Here is a 25,301-nt window from a genome sequence, read left to right as displayed (position 1 = left end):
CGGAGGCCTGCATGGGTGAGGGCGGACGACGGCACATCGGGGCGGCCGAGCGGCGGGACCGGCTGGCCCTGCGCCAGCGGCTGGCGGGGGCCGCGCGGGCGGGGAGCCCGGAGGAGGTCGCCGGTTCACTGGTCGCACTGCACGGCACCGACCCGGCGGCGGTCCATCTGGCCGTGGGCGCGCGGCTGGCGGACGCGGCGAAGACGGTGGGCGAGACGGAGCGGGCGCTGTACGACGACGGGTCACTGGTGCGGATGCACGGCATGCGGCACACCGTGTTCGTGTTCCCGACGGAGCTGACCGCGGTCGTGCACGCCTCCACCGGCCGCACCGTCGCCGCCCGGGAGCGGGCCAAGCTGCTGAGGAACATGGCGGAGGCCGGGGCTCCGGGCGCCGCCTGGCTGACGGAGGTCGAGGAGTCGGCCCTGGCCGCGCTGGCCCGGCGCGGCCAGGCCACGGCGGCCGAACTGGCCCGCGACGAGCCGCGCCTGAAGGAGCAGTTCGTCTACGCGGCCGGGAAGAGCTACGAGGGCGTGCACACCGTCTCCACGCGGCTGCTGAAGGTGCTGGGGGTGGAGGGCAAGGTGGTGCGGGGCCGCCCCCTGGGCTCGTGGACGTCCAGCCAGTTCCGCTGGGCGCCGGCGCCCCGGCATCCCGAGCTGGACCCGGGCGAGGCGCAGGCCGAGCTGCTGCGCCGGTGGCTGACGGCGTGCGGTCCGGCGACCGAGGACGACCTCAGATGGTGGACCGGGTGGCGGGTGACGGAGGTGCGCCGCGCGCTGACCGCGATCGGCGCCGAGGCGGTCTCGCTGGACGAGGGCACGGGGTACGTCGTCGCGGGTGACGCCGGTCCGGCCGCCGGGCCCGCCGAGCCCTGGGCGGCCCTGCTGCCCGCCCTGGACCCGACGGCGATGGGCTGGCGGCAGCGGGACTGGTATCTCGCCCCCCAGCTGCGGCCGAGGCTCTTCGACCGCAGCGGCAACGTCGGCCCGACGGTGTGGTGGAACGGCCGCGTGGTCGGCGGCTGGGCCCAGCGCGCCGACGGCGGGATCGTCTGGCGGGTCCTGGACGACGCGGGCGTCGGCCGCGACGCCGAGGCCGCGATCGAGACGGAGGCGCGACGCCTGTCGTCCTGGGTGGGCACGACCCGGATCACGCCGCGGTTCCGGACGCCGCTGGAACGGGAGTTGTCGGCGTAGCGGGGAAGGTCCCCTCCGCCGGGCGCCGGGCGTGCGGACGCGGACGCGGACGCCGGGCACCCTCGGGAGAGAGGGCGCCCGGCGCCGGGGTCACCGCGAGTACCGCATCAGGGCGCGCACCATGTGGCACGTCGTGTCCGACGGCGGGTGGACCCCGACGGCCAGCGCGGCGCTCCGTATCCTCTCGTTGCGCGCCTGGTCGGCGAGGTAGACGCCGGAGTCGAGCAGGGCGATGGCGAGGCGCATCGCCTTGAGCCGGCGGTTGTGCGTCACGTACCACTCGCGGGGGCGGCCCGCCGGCAGCGGACGCTTCTCCACGGGTGCGTACGGGAGGTCGAGCAGGACGGGCCGCTTGGCGGTGGACTGGGTGGGCAGCGGCTTCGGCTTCAGTGCGGCAGCGGGCACGGGCATCCTCCTGTCGCGGTCGGGGCGCCGTCCGGACTTCCCGGCGACACCCTCGAACACTGCTTCTATTTTACCGCCCACCACTGACAAAAGCCCCTGCCCACAAGGGCTTTCGGGGTCGCTGTGACCCACGGGGTGAACGAGTTCCGGGACCCCTCCGGCTACCGTGTGCGGCATGGAGATCTGGATCAACCCGGCCTGCTCGAAGTGCCGCAGCGCGATCAGCCTGCTCGACGCGGAGGGGGCCGACTACACCGTCCGCCGCTACCTGGAGGACGTGCCGAGCGCGGCGGAGATCCGCGAGGTACTCACCCGGCTCGGGCTCGAACCGTGGGACATCACCCGCACCCAGGAGGCCGCCGCCAAGGAACTGGGCATGAGGGAGTGGCCCCGTGACGAGGCGTCACGCGACCGGTGGGTCACCGCGCTCGCCGAGCACCCCAAGCTGATCCAGCGCCCGATCATCACCGCGGACGACGGAACGGCCGTGGTGGGCCGCACCGACGAGGCGGTCCGGGACGCCCTGTCCCGCTAGCCCGGGACCCCGAGCTGTGACGCGGGTCAGGTGCGCGCATCGGCGCGACCGGTGAGCAACTCCGTTCGGCATCTCGTACAGAGCGGCGTACGCTCCCCTACCTCTTCAGGAGGCGCGGATGTCGCGCAGGAGAAGTCTCGGTACGCAGAAGAAGATCGCCCTGCTGGTCGGCGCCGCCACGATGGCCGGTGGCGGCGCCTTCGTCATGGCGAACGCCTCGAACGCCGCGCAGACCACCGAGGACGCGCGGACGAAGGCCGCCCAGGACCCGGGGGTGTGCCGGGGCCTGGCCACCGCGCTCGGCAACAACCAGCGGTTCATCGAGGGCCAGCGGGCCGATCCCGACGCGCAGTCGCAGGCCCGGATCGAGAACCGCGAGGCCGTCGTCGCGGAGATCGAGCGCCAACAGGCGGCCTCCGGGTGCGCGGTCGGGGAGTCGGCTCAGGACTCCCCGGCGGGTGGCCGGGTGGACGACCGGGCGGGTGGCCGGGTGGACGACCGGGCGGGTGGCCGGGTGGGCGACCGGGCGGGTGGCCGGGTGGGCGACCGGGCGGGTGGCCGGGTGGACGGCCCAGCAGGTGACCAGGCAGGCGGCCGGGCGGGAGGTGCCGGGCAGGCCGGCGAGCAGGTCTGTGCCGGTGCCACCGTCACCCTCTCCGGCGAGGGCGGCGCACCCGCCGCCTCCAGCGACCGGTTCCCGGTGGGCACCAGGCTCAGGGTGACCAACCTCGACAACGCCGAGTCCACGACCGTGGAGGTGAAGTCGGTCTCGGGAAGCTGTGCGCTGCTCAACAACGCGGCGTTCGAGCAGGTCCGCGAGGAGGGCAAGTTCCTGATCCGGCGGGCGCTGATCGAGAAGGTCGACTGAGGCTCACTCGCCCGGCACGTCCCGCACGTCCCGCACGTCCCGCACGTCCCGCACGTCCCGCACGTCCCGCACGTCCCGCACGTCCCGCACGCCCGGCGCGGCCAGGAAGTCGCCGAGGCGGCGGCCGAGGCCGGGCGGCGCGGACTGCGGCAGCGCGTGGTGGGAGACGTCCGGCAGGACGGCCGTCTCCACGTGCGGCAGCAGGGTCCGCGCCCGGGACGCCACCTCGGCGGGGTCGTGCGTCCTGCTGTTCCGGGCCAGGAGCAGCAGGACCGGCACGTCCAGGGCGCTCAGCGCCTCCGGGGCCGGGCGCGGGCCGGTGACCGGCTTGCGCTCCGGGAAGCCGACGGCGGCCTCCTGGAGGGCGAGCCAGTCGGGGTCGAGGGGGGTCGCCCCGGACTCCCAGTCCAGGAAGGCGCGGACCCGGCGGGGCGTGGGCCGCAGCAGCATCGGCAGCGCGTGCAGCAGGTAGGCCGCCCTGAACCCGGCGAAGCACTGGGTCGGGTCCAGGAGGAACAGGCGGCGTACCCGGCCGGGTGCGTGCAGGGCGTGGTGCAGGGCGATCCAGGCGCCGTAGGAGTGCCCGCCGAGGTCGGCCTCCTCAATGCCGAGGCCGTCGAGGAGCGCGTCCAGCCAGCCGGTGAGGTCGGCGACCGTACGGGGGTGGCGGTCGCCGGCCGGTGTGCTGCGGCCGGGGGCGCCGATCAGGTCGACGGCGTGGACGCGGTGGGTGCGGGACAGCTCGGCCGCCTGGGCGTACCAGGACGCGGAGGTCGCCGCGCCGCCGCCCGGCAGCAGGACCAGGGGACGGCCGTCGGCCGGGCCGGTCACGTTGACGTGCGTGTCGCCGAAGGGGGTGGACACGGTCACCGCCCCGGTCCCCGCGGGCCACTTGGCCATGACCTTGTCGTAGGCGTCCTGGAAACGGCCGGCGTCGTACGGAGCGTGAGCGCTCATGAGCGGTACCCCCTGCTTCTTTCGCTCCCCTGCTCCCTGCTTTCCCGGTAGTATCTCGCCGAACGAGATACTTGTCGAGCGAGGAGATCGCCGCAAGGTCCGAAGGGAGCACCCACATGTCCGACCAGGGACCGGAGATGGAACTCGTCCACCTCCTGCGCGCGGTCGCCGTCGAACTGGGGGCGCACAGCGCCCGGTTCGCCCAGCGCAACGGCATGCACCCCACCGACGTCCGGGCGCTCATCGCGCTCATGGACGCCGCTCGGGCGGGCGAGGCGATGACCGCCGGGCGCCTGGGCGCCGCGCTCGGGCTGAACTCCGCGGGCACGACGGCGCTGGTGGACCGGCTGGAGCGGGCCGGTCACGTGCGCCGGGTGCGCGACGGACGGGACCGGCGCAGGGTCACCGTGGAGGTGGACGAGCGGGCCGTGGCGCTGGGCTGGTCCCACTTCGGACCGCTGATCGGGCGGGCGGTGGAGCTGCTGCGCGGGTACGACGAGCGGGAACGGGCGGCGATCAGGGGCTTCTTGACCGGCGTACGGGAGGCGGCCGGGGCCGACGGGAGTGAGCCGCGCCACAACGACCCCAGGTAACACGGGGTTCACACACGGGCAACGGTCGGGAAATCGCTGGTTGGCACGCTGCACCGCAGTAGCCGCGGCACCCCTGCCGCCCCCGCGCGCCGCCGCACCCGCACGTGCGCCGAGACCCACCCCGAAGGATGTAGCCCCGTGACCTTCAAGGCTGAGTACATCTGGATCGACGGCACCGAGCCGACGGCCAAGCTCCGTTCCAAGACGAAGATCATCACGGATGCTCCCGCCGGGCTGGACGCCCTGCCGATCTGGGGCTTCGACGGCTCCTCCACCAACCAGGCCGAGGGCAGCTCCTCGGACTGCGTGCTCAGGCCGGTCTTCTCCTGCCCCGACCCGATCCGCGGCGGCGAGGACGTCCTGGTGCTGTGCGAGGTCCTGGACACCGACCTGACGCCGCACCCGAGCAACACCCGCGCCGCGCTGGCCGAGGTGGCCGCGCGCTTCGCCGCGCAGGAGCCGGTCTTCGGCATCGAGCAGGAGTACACCTTCTTCAAGGGCGCCCGCCCGCTGGGCTTCCCCGAGGGCGGCTTCCCGGCCGCGCAGGGCGGCTACTACTGCGGTGTCGGCTCGGACGAGATCTTCGGCCGCGAGGTCGTCGAGGCCCACCTGGAGAACTGCCTGAAGGCCGGTCTCGGCATCTCCGGCATCAACGCCGAGGTCATGCCCGGCCAGTGGGAGTTCCAGGTCGGCCCGCTGGCGCCGCTGGAGGTCTCCGACCAGCTGTGGGTGGCCCGCTGGCTGCTCTACCGCACCGCCGAGGACTTCGGCGTCTCCGCCACCCTGGACCCCAAGCCGGTCAAGGGCGACTGGAACGGCGCGGGCGCGCACACCAACTTCTCCACCAAGGCGATGCGCGAGGGCTACGAGGCGATCATCACCGCCTGCGAGTCGCTCGGTGAGGGCTCCAAGCCGCTGGACCACGTCAAGAACTACGGCGCCGGCATCGACGACCGCCTCACCGGTCTGCACGAGACCGCCCCGTGGAACGAGTACTCCTACGGCGTCTCCGACCGCGGCGCCTCGGTGCGCATCCCGTGGCAGGTCGAGAAGGACGGCAAGGGCTACATCGAGGACCGCCGCCCCAACGCCAACGTCGACCCGTACGTCGTGACGCGCCTGCTCGTCGACACCTGCTGCACGGCGCTGGAGAAGGCCGGCCAGGCCTGATCCCGCTCCGGCCGCGTTGTCAGTGGCGCGTGCGAGGGTGGGGACATGGAGATCGACGGTGTCCTCGCCCTCAGGGTCGAGACGGAGAGCGGGCGGACGCACACCCGGATCGGGGCGGCGCGGCTGCGGGAGTTGGTGACGCGCATCGGCGACGCCGGTGACCGCTTCCTGGTCGTCCAGCGGATACCGGACATCCCCGACGTGTTCGCCCAGGTGTGGCACGAGGACGGCGGGGAGTACCGGCTGGAGTACCGGGCCGCCGCCGACGCGTTCTTCGGTGCCGACCTCGACGACCCCCGCCGCGTGGCGGACCTCCTGACCGGCTGGGCACGCCAGGAGCCCGGCTGGGAGACCGGCGTCGCCTGGGAGCCGATCCCCCTCCCGCCGCGCGAAGAGGTCCCGGACCTGCCCGACGAGGTCCGCGAGCAGGTCGAGCGGCGGGTGCGCGAGCAGCTCCGCTGCGGCTACGACGGCCGCGGGACACTGTCCGAGATCGCCGAGGAACACCTCGCGGGCGGCGAGTACGGCGACCGGCCGGTCTACGCTGCCCAGGCCCGGCAGTTGGTGGACCGGCTGTGGCTGGAGCGGCTGGCCGAGCAGGCGGCCTGGGGCGAGGAGAGCACCGACCCGGACCGGCTCAGCCGGGTCTTCGGGGCCCTGGACGCGGCCGGTGTCACCGCCCGGGAGAACTTCGCCTGCTGCCGGGGCTGCGGTCTCGCGGAGATCGGCGCGGAGCGCGAGGGCGCCCGCGGCTTCGTCTTCTTCCACCGGCAGAGCACCGGGGCCGCCGCCGAGGGGCACGGGCTCGTGCTGCACTACGGCGGTTTCGACGGCTCCGAGGAGACGACCACGGCCGTCGGACACGAGGTGGTGGCGGCGTTCGCCGGGTCCGGACTGTCCACGCAGTGGGACGGCGATCCGGGCAGAGCCATCACCGTGGCCCCGCTGAACTGGCGCAAACGGCTGGTGGGATGACCGGCCCGGGGGCTGGTTCGAGCCAAGGGCGTCCACGCACTGAGAGGAGTCTCCTCTCCTTGGCCGCCGTCTGCTTCAATGGGCCCATGGCCAGCTTCCGGAAGTACGCAGCGACGGGTCGCCATGACCTCGAGCCCTTCTGGCCTTCCCGTCAGCACGACGACTTCGACCGGGTGTGTTGCCGCGCGACGACCGCGCCGGCCCGCTAGGAAGCCGCACGTCCCGGGCCGTCCACGGCCTTCCACTGCCTTCCACGGTCATCCGCCGGTGCGCACGACGTACGTCCCGCGACGCGCCCGACCATGAACTCGCGCCCGTCGCCCCTCCCGACGAACCTCTCGCGCGAAAGAGCTGACGTCTCATGGCGACCACCCCTTCCCTGTCCACCGTCACCACCCTCGACTCCCCCACCGTCCGCCCCGACTCCGGCGGCCCCCGGCACCGGCTGCGCGCCGTGGACCGGGACGAGGTGGTGGACGTGGCCGATCTGCTGCCGCCGGGCGCCACCTGGCTGCCCGCACCCCCGCACACCCTGCCCCCGCTGCCCGGCCGGCCGCCGATGGTCGGCTACCTGGTGCTCGTCCCGGCCGACCAGCAGCCGCCGTTCCGCGCGCTGGGCGTGGCCGGACCGTCGACCGAGGAGGACGGCGAGGGCGACGGCGTCGGCGCGGGCCACGAAGAGCAGGGCCGCACCCGCACCCGGCCGCAGGACCCGGCCCGAGACGAGGCCCCGCTCGTCCGGATCGACCCCGCCCGGCGCATCGCCGCCGTGGAGGGGCGTGAACTGGACCTGACCTACCTGGAGTTCGAGCTGCTCGCCCACCTCGTCACGCATCCGCACCGGGTGCACACCCGCGACCAGCTGGTCACCACGGTGTGGGGCTACGGGCACGTGGGCGACGGCCGCACCGTCGACGTGCACGTGGCCCGGCTGCGCCGGAAGCTCGGCGCCGAGCACCGGCAGACGATCCAGACCGTGCGGCGCGTCGGCTACAAGTACACGCCGCCCGTGGGGCGCTGAGCCCTCACCGCCCGTCTGCTGACGGCAGAGGAACGTTCCCTCCGGCCGCCGCGCCCGGCACAGTGGCGGCATGAGGCTACTGGTGCTGGGCGGTACGGAGTTCGTGGGGCGGGCCGTGGTGGAGGCGGCGCTCGGCCGCGGCTGGGAGGTGACCGTCCTGCACCGCGGACGGCACGCCCCGCCCCCCGGGGCACGAGCGCTGCACGGCGACCGCACCGCGCCCGACGGGCTCGCCGCCCTGGCCGGGGATGCCTGGGACGCCGTCGTCGACACCTGGTCGGCGGCGCCCCGCGCGGTGCGGGACGCGGCGCGGCTGCTGCGGGACCGCGCCGGACGGTACGTGTACGTGTCGAGCTGCTCGGTGTACGCCTGGGCCCCGCCCGCCGGGTACACCGAGGACGCCCCGCTCGTCGAGGGCGCCTCGGCGAACGCCGGGCAGCGCGACTACGCCCGGGACAAGCGGGGCGCCGAGCTGGGCGTCTTGGACGCCTTCGGCGCGGACCGCTCGGTGCTCGTGCGGTCCGGGCTGGTCCTCGGCCCCTACGAGAACGTCGGCCGGCTGCCCTGGTGGCTGAACCGCGTCGCCCGCGGCGGGCCCGTCCTCGCGCCGGGCCCGTACGACCTCCCCCTCCAGTACATCGACGTCCGCGACCTCGCCGACTGGACGCTCGGCGCGGTGGAAGGGGGGCTGGGCGGACCGTACAACCTCGCCTCCCCGCCGGGGCACACCACGATGGGCGGCCTGCTCGAAGCCTGCGCGAAGGTCACGGGCACCGCCGCGGAGCTGCGCTGGACCTCCCCCGGGACCGTCCTCGCCGCCGGCATCGAGCCGTGGGGGCAGCTGCCGGTGTGGACACCGCCCGGCAGCGACCTGCACGACGCCCTTCAGCGCGCGGACGTCTCCCGGGCCCTGGCGACCGGCCTGGCCTGCCGGCCCGTCGAGGACACCGTGGCCGACACCTGGTCCTGGCTGCGGGACCTCGGCGGCACGGCACCCCGGCGCCCGGACCGGCCACCGGTCGGCCTGGACCCGGAGACGGAGGCGCGGGTCCTGGCCGCAGGCGGGACCGGCGGGGGTGTATCCGGCACCACCCCCTGACCGGGTGCCCGGCCCCGTGACCCGCGTCGTCGCCTCCGCGAGACTGACGCCATGAGCATCGAGACGAAGAGCGGCACGGGGCGGACGCGGGCACAGGGGCGGACGCGGGACGTCGCGCTGTCGGCCGTGCGGGGACTGGCACTGGCGTTCGTCTCCCTGCCCGGCGCGGTGCTCTGCTTCTGCCTGGCCGTGGTCTCCATCGCCCTGGTCCCGATCGGGGTCGGCATCGTCACCACGCCGTGGGTGCTGACCGGGGTGAGGGCGTTCGCGGATCGGCGGCGCCTGCTCGCCGCCGAGTGGGGCGGAGTGCGGATCCCGCGGGTGTACCGGCCGCTGCCCGAGGGCGCCAATCCGTGGGCCCGCACCTTCGGGATGCTCCGGGACCCGGCGACCTGGCGGGACATCTGCTGGCTGCCCGTCGACATGACCGCGGGCTTCGTCACCGCGCTGCTGACCGCCGTCCTGCCGCTCTATCCGCTGGAGGGCTTCGCCATCGGGGCCGGGCTGTGGCGGGTACTGCCCGACGGGTACTGGTACGGCTTCGTCAGGGTCACCGGCCAGACCAGCGCCCTCTACGCCGCCGGCCTGGGCGCCGTGATCCTGCTCGCCGCCCTCCGGCTCGCCCCGCTCCTGCTGCGCGCCCACTTCCGGCTCACCGGCGCGATCCTCGGCTCCGGGCGGGGCGAACTCGCCGAGCGGGTCCGGGTACTGACCGAGACCCGGCGCGACGCGGTCGACACCTCCGCCGCCGAACTGCGCCGCATCGAGCGCGACCTGCACGACGGGGCGCAGGCCCGGCTGGTCGCCGTCGGCCTGGACCTGGGCACCATCGAGGCGCTGCTGGAGAAGGACCCGGCGAAGGCCAGGGAACTGCTCGCGCGGACCCGGCAGTCCTCCGCCGACGCCCTGACCGAGCTGCGCGACCTCGTGCGCGGCATCCATCCCCCGGTGCTCGCCGAACGCGGCCTGGGCGACGCGGTCCGCGCCCTGGCCCTGCGGCTGCCCGTCCCCGTCGAGGTCGAGGTGGAGGTGGACCTGCCCGGCCGCGCCGAGGCCCCCGTGGAGTCGGCCGCCTACTTCGCGGTCAGCGAGATCCTCACCAACGCCGTGAAGCACTCCGGCGCCGACCGGATCTGGGTGGACGTGCACGGCGCGGAGGGGCGGCTGCGCATCTGTGTCACCGACAACGGCAGGGGCGGCGCCGTGATCGGAGCGGGCTCGGGCCTGGCCGGTGTGGAGCGCCGACTCGGTACATTCGACGGCGTCCTGGCCGTCGGCTCGCCCGCGGGCGGCCCCACCATGGTCACCATGGAGATCCCTTGCGCGTTGTCCTAGCCGAAGACCTGTTCCTGCTGCGCGACGGACTGGTCCGGCTCCTGGAGGCCCACGGCTTCGAGATCGCCGCGGCCGTCGAGACCGGACCCGAGTTGTCCCGGGCCCTGGCCGAACTGGAGCCGGACGTCGCCGTGGTCGACGTCCGGCTGCCGCCCACGCTGACCGACGAGGGCCTCCAGTGCGCCCTGGAGGCCCGCCGCAACCGGCCCGGGATGCCGGTCCTCGTCCTCTCCCAGCACGTGGAGCAGCTGTACGCCCGCGAGCTGCTGGCCGACGGGAGCGGCGGGGTGGGGTACCTGCTCAAGGACCGGGTCTTCGACGCGGAGCAGTTCGTGGACGCCGTACGGCGGGTGGCGTCGGGCGGTACGGCGATGGACCCGCAGGTCATCCAGCAGCTCCTCAGCCGGCGGGCGGCCGAGGACCGGCCGCTGGAGCGGCTGACCCCCCGCGAGCTGGAGGTGCTGGAGCTGATGGCGCAGGGCCGGACCAACGCGGCGATCGCGGGGAAGCTCGTCGTCACGGAGCGGGCGATCGCGAAGCACACGGCGAACATCTTCGCGAAGCTGAGCCTGGAGGTCTCGGACGACGACAACCGCCGTGTCCTGGCGGTTCTGGCGTATCTGGACCACGGCCGCTGACCTCCTCGCGCGTCCCACGCGGCCCACGGGCCCCGGCGATTTCCCCCACGGGTGAACACCTCTGGAGCGGCTTCCGTATGGAGGGGAGCCGCTTCACTCCTGTCGGGCGCCCCCGATGCCCCGCAAGCGATGCCCTCCGCAAGGAAGTTCGAGGAGTTCCATGGGACGCAACACGAGAAAACGCCGCACGCCGCCGGCCACCAGGATCGTTGCCGGGGCGGCGGCCCTGGCGGTCGGCGGGGGCGGGCTGATCTGGGCCAACTTCTACGCTTCGGCGCACGAGGAGGATTCCGGCCGCAACCGGGCCAGGTCGGCCGCCGCGCAGATCGCGACGATCGACTGCCCCGACGTCGGACAGCGGATCCGTGACGTGCCGGACCGGGCGCGCGGGGAGGTGGACGGTGAACTGGCCTCGATGGACAGCCAGATCACCGACGCCTACCAGCGCCTGGCCACCACCCGGCGGGCGCAGGCGGGTGACGCCCTGTTCGTCCGGAACAGCATTCTCGGCCCGCTCAAGGACCGGCGGAAAGCGCTCATCGACCGGATCCAGCTGGAGATCAACCGGGCCGGCGGCAGGGCCGACGACACCCTGGACGAGCTGGCCGGATGCCAGGGCCGCCCCGCGGACCAGCAGCAGGACGGCGGCGGCCAGAACGGCGACGGCGGTCATAACGGCGACGGCCAGGACCAGGACGACAACGGCAACGGTGTCGCCGGTCCGGTCGCCGACGACTTCATCGACATCAACGACGTCCGGCCGAACTCCCGCGACAGCCGCAACGGCCTGGCCGCCGACGGCGACGGCGGTTCCACCGGCACCTTCACCACGGACTGCGGCGTCAACGAGAACAACCTGTTCAACAGCGACAACCTGATCGCCGCCCCGGGTGTCGACAACGGCGCGCACCACACGCACGACTACGTCGGCAACCAGGACAACGACGCCTTCTCCAGCGACGAGGACCTCGCCACCGCGGACACCTCGTGCCGGAACCAGGGCGACAGGTCCACGTACTACTGGCCGGTGCTGCGCCTGCAGGACGGTACGCGGGAGTTCGACGCGAACGACCAGGGCGGTGGCGCCGAGGGCAACATCGGCAGGATCCTCAAGCCGGCCCGGGCCGAGCTGAGGTTCGTCGGCAGCCGGCGGGGCGACGTGGTCGCGATGCCGAAGTTCCTGCGGGTCATCACCGGTGACGCCAAGTCCTTCACCAACGGCGACGCCAACGCCAACACCTCGTGGAGCTGCTCGGGCTTCGAGGACCGCCAGGTGACGGACAAGTACCCGCTGTGCCCCGAGGGCAGCCAGGTGCTGCGGACGACCAACTTCCAGAGCTGCTGGGACGGCCGGAACATCGACAGCGCCAACCACCGGGACCACATGGCGTTCGTCCAGGAGGACGGCGGCTGCCCGAACGGCTTCCAGGCCGTCCCCCAGCTCCAGGTCCGTCTCACGTACGACATCCCCACCCCGACCGTCGAGAACGGCCAGGTGCGGAACCCGTACGCCGTGGACAGCTTCCCGGAGCAGTTGCACAAGCCGATCACCGATCACAACGACTTCGTCAACGTCATGGACGAGGACCTGATGAACGAGGTGGTCGACTGCGTCAACCGCGGCGAGGACTGCCAGTAGCGGTGCCGGCCCGGCAACCGGGCAGAGGGCCGGTGGCGGACTTCCGCCACCGGCCCGCTGCGCGCGTGGGCGCCCGGTCAGCCGCCGTGCCCGGCGTGCTCGCCGTGCCCGGTCGCGTGCCCGCCGCCGCTGCCCCCGTGCCGGACACCCTGTTCCAGGGTGCCGCCGAGCCGGGCGCGCAGGTCCGCCACCACGTCCTCGTGGCCGACGGCGACCCACTTGCGGCCCACGAGGTAGTAACCGCCGTAGTCCTTGGCGGTGTTGATCCACTCGCGCTGGCCGCGGTCGGTGGAGAAGGTGACGAGGACGTACTTCCCCTCGCCCTTCCCGCAGAGGGCCTGGCGGATGGTGTCGGCGTCGGTCTGCAGGTCCGGGGTGCACTCGGCCTCGGCGGCCAGGTGTTCCAGGCTGCCGGTCGCCGTCGCGGGGACGGCGGCCCCGCCGTCCCCGTCGGCGCCGCAGCCGGTCAGCGCCAGGGCCGCCGCCAGGGCGGCCGGCGCGAGCATCGGTCGGGTCGGCCTCATGTGTTCCTCCGGTCCGCTGTGGCGACATGCCGCACGGAGCCCCCGGGGGGCTCTCGCCATCGGTACGGGCGCGGGGCGCGAAGTACTCAGAGGCACGGGTGCCGTGGTGCGCACGGCGTGCGAGAGTGGCTCCGTGGACCAGGACTGGGAAGAGCGCGTGAGGGCCGCCTGGGCGGCGTTCGACGAGTACGCCGAGGAGGATGCCGCCGACTTCCGGGCGGTCGTCGACGCCCTCGCCGACGAGTTGCCCCCCGACAGCCCCCTCGGCCTGTTCGAGCGGGCCTGCGCCTGGGACTCGACGGGCCACTCCGACCGGGCCGTGCCGCTGTACCGCGAGGCACTGGAGCGCGGTCTCGGCGAGGCCAGTCCGTACAAGGGGCGCCGGGCGAAGATCCAGCTCTCCAGCTCGCTGCGCAACACCGGGCACCCGGAGGAGGGCGTGAAGCTGCTCTCACAGGAACTGGTCGCCCCGTCGGACGAGTTGGACGACGCGGTGCGGGCCACGCTCGCGCTCTGCCTGTCCAGCATGGGCCGCGACCGCGAGGGCCTGGCCCTGGTGCTCGGCGCGCTCGCGCCCCATCTGCCGCGCTACCAGCGCTCGATGGCCAACTACGCGCGGCTGCTGGTGGAACCGGAGGCGTAGCGCGCCTCCTGCCAAACCGGCCCCACGGTGACCATCGTCCGGTTCGCTCGTTCTGCTGAACGTGCAGCCACAGGATGTCGCCCCGAGCCCCGCACCGTCCTCCGCCTCCTCGGCCGACCCGGTCGTCGACGTCGAGCAGGCCGAGGCCGCGCTCGTCGAGCACTATCCGCGCCTGGCCCGGCTGGCCTACCTGGTGCTGCCGCCGGGGCTGGGCCGGGGCCGCCGCGTCCTGACCGCGCACGCCCTCGCCCAGCGCGCCCTGCCCCGCAACCGGACGACGACCCCGGTGGTCCCGGCCCAGGCGACCGGCCGCGAGGTCGACCCCGGGTACGCGCTGGTCCGGCTGCGGGTGGTGCGTACGGCGCTGGAGGCGGGGCTCCCGCTGCGGCGGCCGGCGTGGCCCCGCCGGTCCCAGCTGCCGCCGCTGCTGCCGCACGTGCGGGGCCTCAAGCTCTTCCCGCGTTCGGGCGGCGCGGACGAACTCGCCCTGGACCAGCGGCTGTCCGCGCTCTCCGGCCCGGGCCGGGCGGCCTACGTGCTGCGCGGTCTGGAGCGGCTCCCCGACGACGGGGTGCGGCAGGTGCTGCGTGCCGCCGGGGTCGCCGACGTGGACGCCGCGCTGCGGGAGGCCGACGGGGTGCCGGGGCAGTACGGGCTGCTCGGCTCCCCCGAGTTCGACCCCTGCTCCTTGCAGGCCCGGCCGACCGATCTGCTGCGCCGGCGGCAGCACATGAAGGCCGCGCTGGTCGCCGGGGCGGCGCTGGTGGTGTGCGGGGCCCTCCTCGGGCTGCCCGGGGACGGCTGGGGCCCGGACGGCGCCGCCGCCCCGCCGTACGCGCGCAACCCGGCGGCCGAGGCGGCGCTCGACCCGGGCCGGCTGACCAAGGCCGCGCCCGCCGCGTGGGAGACCTCCGCGCGCACGGACTTCTCGGTGTGGCCGGCGCGCGGCGACCTCACCGGCGACGCGGAACTGCTGCGCCGCGCCCTGGCCGTGTGGGCCCGGCCCGGCGAGAGCGTGGGGGTGTCCGCGACACCGGGGACCCAGACCGGCGGTCCGGCCGGTCCGCCGCAGCTGCTGTACGCCGGGGACGTCGACAACGCGCGGGTGGTGATCCTGCACGACGGTCTGCGCCTGGTCCGGTACGCCGAGCCGAAGGACGGTTCCGCCGGTGCCGCGCTGGACTTCGCGCGGACCGACGGGGCCGACCGGGCGGCGGCGACCGCGGTGGTGCTGGGCCGTGCCGACGGCAACGTCCGCTATCTGACGGCGCCCTGGGTGACGAAGGCGGCCGGCCGCGATCTCGTCGCCCCGGATTCCGGTGCCAGGGAGCTGACGCTCACCGACGGCGTGACCTCGCCGCTGGCCACCCCGGTGCAGCAGCAGTCCGGGGCGTGTACGTCGTGGAAGGTGCTGGAGCTGTCCGACGGCTCGGACACCCGGGTGGTGACCGACCTGGGCGAGCTGGTCCCGGCCCGGCTCACCACCGGGCGGCCCGGTTTGGCGAAGGACGCCTCGGGTGCGAAGGCGCTGGGCGCCTGGGCGCCGTACGCGTGCTCGCTGGGCGCGGTGCGCGGGCAGGGGGTGCGGTCGGTGAACGCCTGGCAGTTCGCGACGCAGCCGCTGCCCGACGGGACGGGGGCGGGCGCGTGGGTGTGCACCCGCGCCGAGACCTGGCGCGGCGACGGGGCCCGGGTGCTGGCGCAGTTCCGGACGCCGGGCGGGGTGCAGGGCGCGGTGGCGGCGAGGGCGCAGGACGTGCCGGCCTGCGGGGAGCGTGACCCGCAGGTGCTGGCCGGGGTGCTGTGGAAGTCGGAGGGCGGGCACTGGTACCTGCTCGCGGCGGGCGGCCCGGACACCGAGTCGATCGAGGCGACGGGCGGCATCAGCGGCGCCGCCGACGGCAATCTGCTGACGGCCAGGGCCGAGCAGGGCGCACGGGCCGAGCTGAGGGGCACGCTGGGCGGCGGGCGGACGATCGGGGGCCTGCGCTAGCCGGCGGCGGCGCGGGGCCGGGGGCCGGGGGCCCGGCTAGTTGACACTGGCGTCAACAAGTTCCGACCGGAGGGTTCCACCGGACCGTACTCGTCAGTACATTGACGCCATGTCCGACAAGCCTGTCCCCCTCATGGCACGGCTGCGGAGGCCGACGACCCTGCTCCTCGCGGCCGGTACCGCGCTCGTCGTCCGCCGGGCGCTGCGGCGCCGAGTCCAGGGCCCGTCGAAGCGGCCGCTGCCCGCGTCCGCCCCCGCGGACTCCGGGCGGCCCCGCTCCCGCGCGCTGACGCTGCTGGTGACCGCGCACGAGCGGGTGGCCGACGGGGTGGTGCGGCTGCGCCTGGAGGGGACCGACCTGCCGCGCTGGGAGCCGGGCGCGCACCTGGACCTGGTGCTGCCCTCGGGTCTGGTCCGGCAGTACTCGCTGTGCGGCGACCCGGAGGACACCTCGTCCTACACCGTGGCCGCGCGGCTGGTCGAGGACGGGCGGGGCGGCTCGCGCGAGGTGCACGAGCAGGTGCAGGAGGGCATGGAGCTGGAGGTGCGCGGACCGCGCAACCGCTTCCCGCTGGTCGAGGCGCCCGCCTACGCGTTCGTCGCCGGGGGCATCGGCATCACGCCCGTGCTGCCGATGCTGCGGGCGCTGCCGGAGGGCACCGGGTGGCGGCTGCTGTACGGCGGGCGGACGCGGGCGTCGATGCCGTTCCTGGAGGAGATCGGGAAGCTTGACCCGGAGGGCGGGCTGGTCACCGTCGTCGCCGAGGACGAGGACGGGCGGCCCGATGTCGACGCCTTCCTGGCGGACCTCCCCGAGGGCGCGGCCGTGTACTGCTGCGGCCCGGAGGGCCTGATGGCGGCCGTCGCCGAACGCCTCCCGGCGGGCGTCGCACCGCACCTGGAGCGGTTCGCGCCGGGTACGGCGGCCGACGGGGGCGCGGAGTTCGAGGTGGAGCTGCGCCGCAGCGGGCGCACGCTGACCGTGCCCGGCGACTCCTCGGTGCTGGCCGCGGTGCGCGCCGAGCTGCCGAACACTCCGTACTCCTGCGAACAGGGCTGGTGCGGGACCTGCCAGCAGAAGGTGCTGGAGGGGGAGATCGATCACCGGGACGAGTTGCTGACCGACTCGGAGCGGGGTGACTCGATGCTCATCTGTGTGTCCCGGTGCCGCGGTGCACGGCTGGTGCTCGACATGTGAACACAGATGCCCGGTCCGGCCCGTTCGGGGCCGGATTCGATCGGTAAGGTGTTCGTATGACTACCGGGGTGCGCCGCAGAATGGGCGTCGAGGAACGGCGGCAGCAGTTGATCGGCGTCGCGCTCGATCTGTTCAGCCGCCGCTCGCCCGACGAGGTCTCCATCGACGAGATAGCCTCGGCGGCGGGCATCTCGCGCCCGCTGGTCTACCACTACTTCCCCGGCAAACTCAGCCTGTACGAGGCCGCGTTGCAGCGCGCCTCGGACGAGCTGGCGGGCCGGTTCGCGGAACCGCGCCAGGGCCCGCTGGGTGCGCGGCTGCTGCGGGTGATGGGCCGCTACTTCGACTTCGTCGACGAGCACGGCCCCGGTTTCTCGGCCCTGATGCGCGGCGGCCCGGCCGTCGGCTCCTCCACCACCAACGCGCTGGTGGACTCCGTACGCCAGGCCGCGTATGTCCAGATCCTTTCGCACCTGGACGTCACCGAGCCGGCCGCGCGGCTGGAACTCGTCGTGCGCTCCTGGATCTCGCTCGCCGAGTCGACGGCGCTGCTCTGGCTGGACGGGCGGCGCATCCCGCGCGCCGAGCTGGAGGCGCAGCTGGTGCACGACTTCGCCGCGCTGCTGGCGGTGAGCGCCGCCTACGACGAGGAGATGGGCGCCCTGCTGCGCCGCGTCATCGCCGACGAGCCGGCCGACGGGCCCTTCGGGGACCTGGTCGGCCGGCTGATCGCACTGGCCGGTTAGCTCTCGAACTTCCGGTACGACGGGTCCAGGTCGCGGACCTCGGCGGAGGCGTGCAGGGCGAGGCCGTCGCCCGGCTTGGCGTACTGCCGCAGCAGTTCCAGGACGGCCTCGGTCAGCCGCACCTTGGTCTCCTCGGTGCGGCCGGCGAGCAGCCCGAGCGTGACGTGCACGACGGCGTGCCCCTCGGTGTCGGGGCCGACCACGGTGTCCTCGGTGCGGCGGAACTGCGTCTTGCACGCCGGCGGCTTCGCGGCCGCGATCTCGACGACGGCCTCGTGCAGGGCCCGTGCGAAGGCGGGCCGGTCGAAGTCGCCGGCGAGCCGGTCGGAGTAGTCGACGGTGATCTGCGGCATGAGCCCTCCCGTTGCGTGAACAGCAGGGCTCACCCTAACCGCAGACCCCCTGCCGTCAGCCGGCCCGCTGGAAGACGGCGACCGTGCGGGCCGGCACGGTGAAGGTGCCGGTCTTCGCCGCGTACGCCGACTCCTTCACCACCGTGTCCGCGCCCGCCGCCTGCACCGGGTGCAGCCGGTAGCCGGTCCCGGCCGCCGCGTCGAGGCGCTGCTCCTGCCGCTCGGGCGTGGCGTTGAGGACGACGACGAGGTCACCGAGGCGCATGGTGATCACGCCGGGCGTCTCGTCCTCGCCGGAGAGCGGGAAGGAGAGCCGGGACTGGACCTGCCCGGCCGTGGCGAGGGAGAAGTCCTTCTCGCCGCTGCGGATCCTCAGCAGGTCCCGGTACGCCGCCGAGGCGCCGGTGATCTGCGGGCAGCCGACCCGCACCGAGCCCAGCAGGGGCTTGGCGTAGGGCCACTTGTCCTGGTTGTCGGCGGCCGGTGGCAGGCCCCGGCCGAAGCCGTTGCCGTCGGCGCAGTTCCAGTGCAGGGCGTTGAACCAGTCGCCGCTGTCGTAGGAGTTGCGGTCCAGCGACTTGGAGCGCAGCAGGTCGGCGCCCGCCTGGGAGAGCGCCGGGCCCTGCGAGAGGGTGGCGGTGGCCAGGGCGAGGACCTGCATGCGGGCCCGGTCGTCGGCGGAGGTGTCCTCGGGCAGCTTGAAGGCGAGCGCGTCGAAGAGGGACTCGTTGTCGTGGGCGTCGGCGTAGGCGAGGGCGTCGCCGGGTGCCGCCGCGTAACCGGCGGGGGCGCCGTTGTAGTCGACCTCGGAGCCCTTGACCTGCTTGCCGGTGGTGTCGGTGAAGGTGTAGTCGGCGAGGTTGCCGGTCAGCCCGACCTTGATCAGGTCCTGGTAGTGCAGCAGGCGGGCCCTCTGCTCGGCCTCGGTGCCGTTGGCCTTCGAGGAGTTCGGGTCGGTGTAGAGACCGGAGGCGAAGCCCTGGACGCGGGGGTCCTCGTCGAAGGGGCCGCCGCCGCGCACGGCGTCGCGGGCCCGGTCGGAGAAGGTGGCGATGCCGGTGCCGGCCATGTTCTTCTGGGTGGCCTGCACGAAGCGGGCGTCGTCGGCGACCTCGCCGAAGTTCCAGCCCTCGCCGTACAGGATGACCTTCTTGCCGTCGACGCCGTCCTTCTCCACCGTGAGCGCGTCCAGCGCCTTCCTGACCGCGAGGATGTTGGCCTTGGGGTGGTGGCCCATGAGGTCGAAGCGGAAGCCGTCGACCTTGTACTCCTTGGCCCAGGTGACGACCGAGTCGACGACGAGCTTGCCCATCATGGCGTTCTCGGTGGCGGTGTTCGAGCAGCAGGTGCTGTTGGCCACCGAGCCGTCGGCGAGCAGGCGCTGGTAGTAGCCGGGCACGATCCGGTCGAGGACACTGGTCCTGGCCTGGCCGCTCGCGGCCGTGTGGTTGTAGACGACGTCCATGACGACGCGCAGGCCGTCGTCGTTGAGGGCCTTGACCATCCTCCGGAACTCGACGGTGCGCCCGGTGCCGTCCGGGTCGGTGGCGTAGGAGCCCTCGGGGACCGTGTAGTGGTACGGGTCGTAGCCCCAGTTGAAGGCGTCCTTGGCGGCGGCCTTCGTCACGCACTCCTGCTGCCGGTCGGAGTCGGCCGGGTAGGAGGCGAGGTCGCAGTCGGGCGCCGTCTGCTCGGACTTCCTCTCGGGGATGGTGGCGATGTCGAAGGCGGGCAGCAGGTGCACGTAGGACGTGCCGGCCCCGGCCAGCTCGCGCAGGTGCTTCGAGCCGTCGCTCCTGTGGTCGGTGAAGGCCAGGTAGGTGCCCCGGTGGTCCGCGTCCGCCGTCGGGTCGGCGACGGAGAAGTCGCGGATGTGCAGCTCCTGGATCTGGGCGTCCCTGAGCGGCACCGCCTTCGGCTTGTCGTAGTCGTTCCAGCCGCGCGGGGCGAGGGAGCGGTCGTCCAGGTCGACGACGAGGCTGCGCTCGGAGTCGGTGGTCAGGGCCAGGGAGTACGGGTCGGTGACCTTGTTGGTGACGACCTCGCCCGCGGTGGGCGCCCAGACCTTGACTGCGTACCGGTACTCCTTGCCCTTCCAGGACTTCGGGCCGGTGACGGACCAGACGCCGGTGGCGTCGTCGCGGCGCATCCGCACGGTGCGGTCGCCGATCTCCAGCTGCACGTCCTGCGCGGTCGGCGCCCATACGGAGAGGGTGGGCCGCCCGTGCCGGAAGACCGGGCCGAGGTCGGCGCCGGTCGCCCGGTCCGCGTACAGGTCGTCCAGGACGCCCGCGGTCTGTACGCCCGTCGCGGCGAGCAGGGCGCCGGTGGCGGTGCGCTGGGCGGCGACGACCTGGCCGCGCAGGGCCTCGCGGACCCGGTCGCGGTCGCGCGGGTCGACCGACCAGGCGGCGTACTCCCTCAGGTGCGGGAACCTTGCCTTCTGGGCGTCGGTGAGGGCGCTCTTCGTGAGGCGCAGCCACCGCTGGTCGTCGCCGGTGAGCCGGCCGTCCGCAGCGGTGATGGAGCCGGTGCGGGAGGCGAGCAGCTGGGTGGAGGCGGCGCCCTCGGAGCCGTTCCAGGCGACGGTGTTCCGGTCGATCCAGACGGCCTTGGAGGTGGTGAGGTCGACGGCCGCCGCGGAGCCCGCGGGCTGCGGCAGCAGGTGGTCCTTCTGGCCGCTCAGCAGCCACACCTCGTGGCCGTCGGCCTTGAGGTCCAGGTCCTGGTCGGTGGGCAGGTCCTTCTCGTCGCCCTTGTGCACGATGTAGCTGAGGCTGCTCGCGCCCCCGGTCAGGGGCACCTCGAAGACCGCGCCGTAGGGGTCGGTCCCGACCGGCTGGAGCGGCTTGGCCCAGTCGGTGGGGGTCGCGGCGTCGCCCCAGACGTGCAGGCCCCAGCCGTCGTAGTCCCCGTCGGCGCGGTGGTAGTGCAGGACGGCCTTGGTGGTGTCCTGGGCGGGGTACTCGGGCCGCTCGGTGGCGACCTGCTCCTCGCCCTGCTCGATCCACACCTCGCCGGTTTCGGTGACGTCGATGGTGCGGTCGGCGGCGACGTCCTTGGTGCCGTCCTTGTCGATGACGAGGAAGCCGACGTTGGACGCGCCCGGCTTGAGCTTGACGTAGGCGAAGGCGCCGTAGGCGTCCCGGCCGGTGAAGGGGTGGGTCTCGGGCCAGGTGGTCGTCTCGCCGTCGGCGAGGTCGCCCCAGGCGTACAGGCCCCAGTCGTCGTAGTTGCCGTCCGCGCGCCGGTAGTGCACGACCGCGTAGTCGCGGGAGGCGGCGGTGGGGACCTCCTCGGCGGGCGGGGTGCCGGTGGTGGAGGCCGCGGTGGCGCTCGCGGTGCGGCCCGCCGAGTCCACGACGACCGCCTTGTAGCGCAGGGCGGTTCCGGCCGGGGTGTCCCGGTCGACGGTGTGGGTGACCTTGTAGGGCGCGTGGTCGGCGGTGCCGAGGGTGCGCCAGGTGCCGTCGCCGGTCTGGGCGGCGAAGACGACGCGGTTGAGCTGCCCGCCCGCGACGTCGGCGCTCAGCTCGACGGTGCCGGTGGCGCCGGGGTCCGGGGCGTGCAGGGTGATCGTCGGCTCGGCGGCGGGCTGGGCGAGCCGGCCCGCGGCCTTGAGGACGACGGCCGATCCGGCCGGGACGGTGACCGTGACCTTCCTGTCGGCGCCCGACTTCACGGTGGCGTCGGTGCCGTACAGACCGCGGAAGGTCATGTGCGCCGAGCCGGTGGCGAAGGTGGCGCTCTTGGCGGTGTCGGCGTTGTTGAAGGCGACGACGTACTCGGTGCCGGTCTTCGCGTCGGTGCGGGAGACGGCGTAGATCCCGGGGCCGTCGGCGGCGTACCGCTCGCTCTGGACGCCGTCGGCGAGGGCCGGGTTGGCCTTGCGCAGTTCGGCGAGGGCGCTGATCTGCCGGTAGAGCGGGGCGTCCGTGTCGTAGGCGGCCTCGGCGTGCGTGCGGTCGGTGCCGAGCTGGTCGTCGTCGAGGTAGTCGGCGGTGCGGGAGGCGAACATCGGCTGGCGGGCGTCCTTGTCGCCGCCGGCGCCGGTGAAGCCCTGCTCGTCGCCGTAGTAGACGACCGGGTTGCCGCGGCTGAGGAACATCAGCTCGTTGGCGAGCCGGTCCTTCCTCAGCAGCTCGGCGTCGGTGGCCTTCGGATTGTCCTGCTTGAGGAAGGTCCCGACGCGGCCCATGTCGTGGTTGCCGAGGAAGGTGACCTGCTCGTAGGCGTTGGCCTTGTCGGTCGTGTACTTGTAGTCGTCGCCGAAGACCGAGGCGAGCCCGAGGGCGCTGCCGCCCTGGGAGGCGTAGGCGCGGGCCGCGTCCTGGAAGGGGAAGTCCAGGGTGGAGTCCAGTCGGCCCTCGGTGACGTAGGGGGCGGTGACGGAGGTGTCGGCGGAGTAGACCTCGCCGAACATGAAGAAGTCGTCCCGGCCCCTCTTGGCGGCGTAGGCGTCCAGCGCGGTCGCCCACTGGGTCCAGAACTCCGTGTTGACGTGCTTCACGGTGTCGATCCGGAAGCCGTCGACGGCGAAGTCCTTGACCCACCGCTGGTAGATCTTCTCCATGCCCTCGACGACCTCGGGCCGTTCGGTCCACAGGTCGTCGAGGCCGTTGAAGTCGCCGTAGGTGGCCGACTCGCCGGCCCAGGTGGAGTCGCCCCGGTTGTGGTACATCGCCGGGTCGTTGAGCCAGGACGGCACCTTGAGGTTCTTCTTGGCGGCCGGGACGACGGGGGTGCGCGGGAAGGAGCCGGCGTCCACGCGGGGGAAGCGGCGCCCGCCGTCCGCGTAGTCGGCGTCGTCGAAGGGCTGCCCGTCCTTGGTCAGGTACGGGAAGGCGCCCTTGGAGAGGTAGTCGTAGGACTTCTCCTCGTGGTCGACGACGTCGGCGGTGTGGTTGGTGATGACGTCGAAAAAGACCTTCATGCCCTTGGCGTGGGCCTTGGAGATGAGGTTCTTGAGGTCCTGGTTGGTGCCGAAGTGCGGGTCGACCTGGGTGAAGTCGGTGATCCAGTAGCCGTGGTAGCCAGCCGAGGCGTCCTTGCCGGTGCCCTGGACGGGCTGGTTCTTGAAGAGGGGCGCCATCCAGAGGGAGGTGGTGCCCAGGCCCTTGATGTAGTCGAGCCTCTCGGTCAGGCCCTTGAGGTCGCCGCCCTGGTAGAAGCCCTTGTCGGTGGGGTCGTAGCCGGTGGTGAGCCGGGTGCCGGTCAGGCCGCCGCGGTCGTTGTCGGCGTCCCCGTTGGCGAAACGGTCCGGCAGGACGAAGTAGAACTGTTCACGCGTCAGGTCGTGGCGTGCGGCGGTCTTCGCCAGCTTCGCGTCGGACGGGGGCGCGGGCGGGGCGTCGGCACGCGCCGCCAGCGGGGGGAGCAGGGCGGCGGCGAGCGCGGTCACGGTGACGGCCGCGACCCGTCTCACTCGTGCGGTGCGGCGCGTGGCGGGCACCGGCCATCTCGGTATCACAGGCGTGAGCTCCTTGCGAGTACGGCTCGTTCGGGTCCGACCCCGGCGAGACCGTAACGCTGTCGCAAGTCTTGCGGCAAGACTTGCGAAAGTAACGGAAAGGATTTTCACAGGACTTGCCCGGGTCACCGGGACAGGCCGGGCGGACGCGCGAGGGCCCGCTGCTCCCCCGGGGAAGCAGCGGGCCCTTCAACGGTCCGCAGGGAGCGTCAGGCGCGGGTCCACCACACCGTGGTGTCCGCCGGTACCTTCGCCTCGCCGGCCGCCTCGGTGATCTCCCCGCTGGCCAGCAGGACGCGCCCGTGTGCGGGCACCGCGACCGACTCGCCGGTGGTGTTGGCGACGCACACGAAGTCGCCGCGCCGGAAGGCGAGGACGCCCTCGGGGGCGCGCAGCCACTCGACCGCGTCGCCCGCGCCGAGGTCGGCGGTGGAGCGGCGGACGGCCAGGGCCTCGCGGTACAGCTCCAGGGTCGAACCGGGCTCGCCGGTCTGCGCCTCGACGCTCAGCTCGCCCCAGCCCGCTGGCTGCGGCAGCCAGCTGCCGCCGTCGCCGAAGCCGTACGAGGAGCCCTCGCGGGTCCACGGGATCGGCACCCGGCAGCCGTCGCGGAAGCCGTCCTGGCCCGCGCCGCGGAAGTACGCCGGGTCCTGGCGCACCTCGTCGGGCAGGTCGACGACGTCCGGGAGGCCCAGTTCCTCGCCCTGGTAGACGTAGGCGGAGCCGGGCAGGGCCAGCATCAGCAGGGTCGCGGCGCGGGCCCTGCGCAGGCCCAGCTCGCGGTCGCCGGCCAGGCGGATCTGGGTGCCGAGGCCCGCCGGGTTGGCGAAGCGGGTGGCGTGCCGGGTGACGTCGTGGTTGGACAGGACCCAGGTGGCGGGGGCGCCGACGGGACGCATGGCGTCCAGCGTCCGGTCGATGACCGTGCGCAGCTCCTCGGCGTCCCAGTGGGTGCCCAGGTACTGGAAGTTGAACGCCTGGTGCAGCTCGTCGGGGCGGACGTAGTGGGCGGTGCGCTCGACGGTCGGGGTCCATGCCTCGGCGACGAAAATGCGCTCGCCGGAGTACTCGTCGAGGATGCGGCGCCACTGCCGGTAGATGACGTGCACGCCGTCCTGGTCGAAGAACGGCATGACATCGTTGCCCAGCAGCTTCAGCTGCTCGTGGGATCCAAGGTCGGGCAGCCCCTCGGCCTTCACCATGCCGTGGGCGACATCGATACGGAAGCCGTCCACGCCCATGTCCAGCCAGAACCGCAGGATGGAGCGGAACTCGTCGCCGACGGCCGGGTGCTCCCAGTTGAAGTCGGGCTGCTCGGGGGCGAACAGGTGCAGGTACCACTCCCCCGGGGTGCCGTCGGGCTCGGTGACCCGGGTCCAGGCGGGGCCGCCGAAGATGGACTCCCAGTCGTTGGGCGGCAGTTCGCCGTTCTTCCCCTTGCCGGGGCGGAAGTGGTAGCGCTCCCGCAGCGGGGAGCCGGGGCCCTCGGCGAGGGCGCGCTTGAACCACTCGTACTGGTCGGAGGAGTGGTTCGGCACCAGGTCGACGATGATGCGCAGGCCCAGCGCGTGGGCGTCGCGGATCAGCGCGTCGGCGTCCAGGAGGGTGCCGAACATGGGGTCGACGGCCCGGTAGTCGGCGACGTCGTAACCGGCGTCGGCCTGCGGGGAGGCGTAGAAAGGGCTGAGCCACACGGCGTCCACGCCCAGATCGCGCAGGTACGGCAGGCGGGTGCGGACACCCTCCAGGTCGCCCATGCCGTCGCCGTTGCTGTCGGCGAAGCTGCGCGGGTACACCTGGTAGATGACCGCGTCCCGCCACCAGTCGTGGCGCTCGGAGACGGTGGCGACGGCGGAGGTGGGGGCCGGTGCGGCGGAAGGCTGCTGGCTCATGTCGTCCTTGGTACGTAGCGAAACGAAGCTGAACGGAGTGGAGTGGAA

21 protein-coding genes are annotated in these 25,301 nt (G+C 73.5%); 15 read left to right on the top strand and 6 right to left on the bottom strand.

Translation table 11 applies throughout. The annotated features are described in order from the left end of the window. Positions 1-11: 11 nt before the first annotated feature. Positions 12-1,199, top strand: coding sequence for a winged helix DNA-binding domain-containing protein (locus tag IE94_RS0126915; RefSeq protein ID WP_030189200.1), 1,188 nt, complete (start codon positions 12-14; stop codon positions 1,197-1,199). Positions 1,200-1,289: 90 nt separating this feature from the next. Here the strand turns inward: IE94_RS0126915 and IE94_RS0126910 are convergent, their stop codons facing one another. Next, positions 1,290-1,604 carry a hypothetical protein gene (locus IE94_RS0126910; RefSeq protein ID WP_030189198.1) on the bottom strand — a complete coding sequence of 105 codons (315 nt, stop codon included), beginning with the start codon at positions 1,602-1,604 and terminating at the stop codon, positions 1,290-1,292. Between the two features lie 175 nt (positions 1,605-1,779). On the opposite strand from IE94_RS0126910, the gene IE94_RS0126905 reads away from it, so the two are divergent. After that, on the top strand, positions 1,780-2,139 hold the full coding sequence (locus IE94_RS0126905) for an arsenate reductase family protein (protein WP_030189196.1): 360 nt from the start codon (positions 1,780-1,782) through the stop codon (positions 2,137-2,139). Positions 2,140-2,257: 118 nt separating this feature from the next. Next, positions 2,258-3,007, top strand: a complete 750-nt coding sequence (locus IE94_RS0126900; protein ID WP_030189193.1) for a hypothetical protein — start codon at positions 2,258-2,260, stop codon at positions 3,005-3,007. A gap of 3 nt (positions 3,008-3,010) precedes the next feature. On the opposite strand, the gene IE94_RS0126895 is transcribed toward IE94_RS0126900, so the two are convergent. Continuing rightward, positions 3,011-3,964 (bottom strand): alpha/beta fold hydrolase, encoded by a 954-nt coding sequence (locus IE94_RS0126895; RefSeq protein ID WP_078606602.1) that lies wholly within the window; start codon positions 3,962-3,964, stop codon positions 3,011-3,013. Between the two features lie 116 nt (positions 3,965-4,080). Between IE94_RS0126895 and IE94_RS0126890 the strand changes: the two genes are divergently transcribed. From IE94_RS0126890 to IE94_RS0126855, 8 genes are all read left to right on the top strand, one after another. After that, positions 4,081-4,557, top strand: coding sequence for a MarR family transcriptional regulator (locus tag IE94_RS0126890; protein ID WP_030189187.1), 477 nt, complete (start codon positions 4,081-4,083; stop codon positions 4,555-4,557). Between the two features lie 138 nt (positions 4,558-4,695). Further along, a complete protein-coding gene (gene glnII, locus IE94_RS0126885) occupies positions 4,696-5,727 on the top strand; it encodes a glutamine synthetase (protein WP_030189185.1) in 1,032 nt (343 codons plus the stop codon). A gap of 45 nt (positions 5,728-5,772) precedes the next feature. After that, positions 5,773-6,702: a DUF6891 domain-containing protein gene (locus IE94_RS0126880; protein ID WP_030189183.1), complete on the top strand. Its 930-nt coding sequence runs from the start codon at positions 5,773-5,775 to the stop codon at positions 6,700-6,702. 361 nt (positions 6,703-7,063) lie between these two features. Continuing rightward, complete coding sequence (locus IE94_RS0126875) at positions 7,064-7,723, top strand: winged helix-turn-helix domain-containing protein (RefSeq protein ID WP_030189180.1); 660 nt, start codon at positions 7,064-7,066, stop codon at positions 7,721-7,723. Positions 7,724-7,793: 70 nt separating this feature from the next. After that, positions 7,794-8,822, top strand: a complete 1,029-nt coding sequence (locus IE94_RS0126870; RefSeq protein ID WP_030189178.1) for an SDR family oxidoreductase — start codon at positions 7,794-7,796, stop codon at positions 8,820-8,822. A gap of 51 nt (positions 8,823-8,873) precedes the next feature. Next, complete coding sequence (locus tag IE94_RS0126865) at positions 8,874-10,157, top strand: sensor histidine kinase (protein WP_030189175.1); 1,284 nt, start codon at positions 8,874-8,876, stop codon at positions 10,155-10,157. After that, the gene (locus IE94_RS0126860; RefSeq protein ID WP_030189173.1) at positions 10,142-10,795 is read left to right on the top strand and encodes a response regulator transcription factor; all 654 of its coding nucleotides are present in this window, start codon (positions 10,142-10,144) and stop codon (positions 10,793-10,795) included. The genes IE94_RS0126865 and IE94_RS0126860 overlap by 16 nt, the downstream gene beginning before the upstream one ends. A 160-nt stretch (positions 10,796-10,955) precedes the next feature. Then, on the top strand, positions 10,956-12,434 hold the full coding sequence (locus IE94_RS0126855; RefSeq protein ID WP_030189170.1) for a DUF1996 domain-containing protein: 1,479 nt from the start codon (positions 10,956-10,958) through the stop codon (positions 12,432-12,434). A gap of 77 nt (positions 12,435-12,511) precedes the next feature. Here IE94_RS0126855 and IE94_RS0126850 read toward each other — a convergent pair whose 3' ends face one another. Then, complete coding sequence (locus IE94_RS0126850) at positions 12,512-12,958, bottom strand: hypothetical protein (RefSeq protein ID WP_030189168.1); 447 nt, start codon at positions 12,956-12,958, stop codon at positions 12,512-12,514. 133 nt (positions 12,959-13,091) lie between these two features. Between IE94_RS0126850 and IE94_RS0126845 the strand changes: the two genes are divergently transcribed. From IE94_RS0126845 to IE94_RS0126830, 4 genes are all read left to right on the top strand, one after another. Next, the gene (locus IE94_RS0126845) at positions 13,092-13,601 is read left to right on the top strand and encodes a tetratricopeptide repeat protein (protein ID WP_030189165.1); all 510 of its coding nucleotides are present in this window, start codon (positions 13,092-13,094) and stop codon (positions 13,599-13,601) included. A gap of 61 nt (positions 13,602-13,662) precedes the next feature. Next, positions 13,663-15,594 (top strand): hypothetical protein, encoded by a 1,932-nt coding sequence (locus IE94_RS0126840; RefSeq protein WP_030189163.1) that lies wholly within the window; start codon positions 13,663-13,665, stop codon positions 15,592-15,594. A 133-nt stretch (positions 15,595-15,727) separates the two neighbouring features. Then, a complete protein-coding gene (locus tag IE94_RS0126835) occupies positions 15,728-16,792 on the top strand; it encodes a PDR/VanB family oxidoreductase (protein WP_106978032.1) in 1,065 nt (354 codons plus the stop codon). A 56-nt stretch (positions 16,793-16,848) separates the two neighbouring features. Further along, positions 16,849-17,538, top strand: a complete 690-nt coding sequence (locus IE94_RS0126830; protein WP_106978029.1) for a TetR/AcrR family transcriptional regulator — start codon at positions 16,849-16,851, stop codon at positions 17,536-17,538. On the opposite strand, the gene IE94_RS0126825 is transcribed toward IE94_RS0126830, so the two are convergent. The 3 genes from IE94_RS0126825 to IE94_RS0126815 form a co-directional block, all read right to left on the bottom strand. Beyond that, positions 17,535-17,891, bottom strand: a complete 357-nt coding sequence (locus IE94_RS0126825; protein ID WP_030189159.1) for a 5-carboxymethyl-2-hydroxymuconate Delta-isomerase — start codon at positions 17,889-17,891, stop codon at positions 17,535-17,537. The two genes, IE94_RS0126830 and IE94_RS0126825, sit on opposite strands and share 4 nt — an antisense overlap. 55 nt (positions 17,892-17,946) lie before the next feature. After that, the gene (pulA, locus tag IE94_RS0126820; protein ID WP_030189158.1) at positions 17,947-23,361 is read right to left on the bottom strand and encodes a pullulanase-type alpha-1,6-glucosidase; all 5,415 of its coding nucleotides are present in this window, start codon (positions 23,359-23,361) and stop codon (positions 17,947-17,949) included. A gap of 209 nt (positions 23,362-23,570) precedes the next feature. Continuing rightward, positions 23,571-25,253, bottom strand: a complete 1,683-nt coding sequence (locus IE94_RS0126815; RefSeq protein WP_030189156.1) for a glycoside hydrolase family 13 protein — start codon at positions 25,251-25,253, stop codon at positions 23,571-23,573. Between the last annotated feature and the right edge of the window lie 48 nt (positions 25,254-25,301).

Origin of the sequence: Streptomyces violaceorubidus (assembly GCF_000717995.1) — a bacterium.
GTDB lineage: Bacteria > Actinomycetota > Actinomycetes > Streptomycetales > Streptomycetaceae > Streptomyces > Streptomyces violaceorubidus.
Note: the sequence above shows the minus strand (reverse complement) of the source record. Positions and strands in the feature narration are given on the sequence as shown.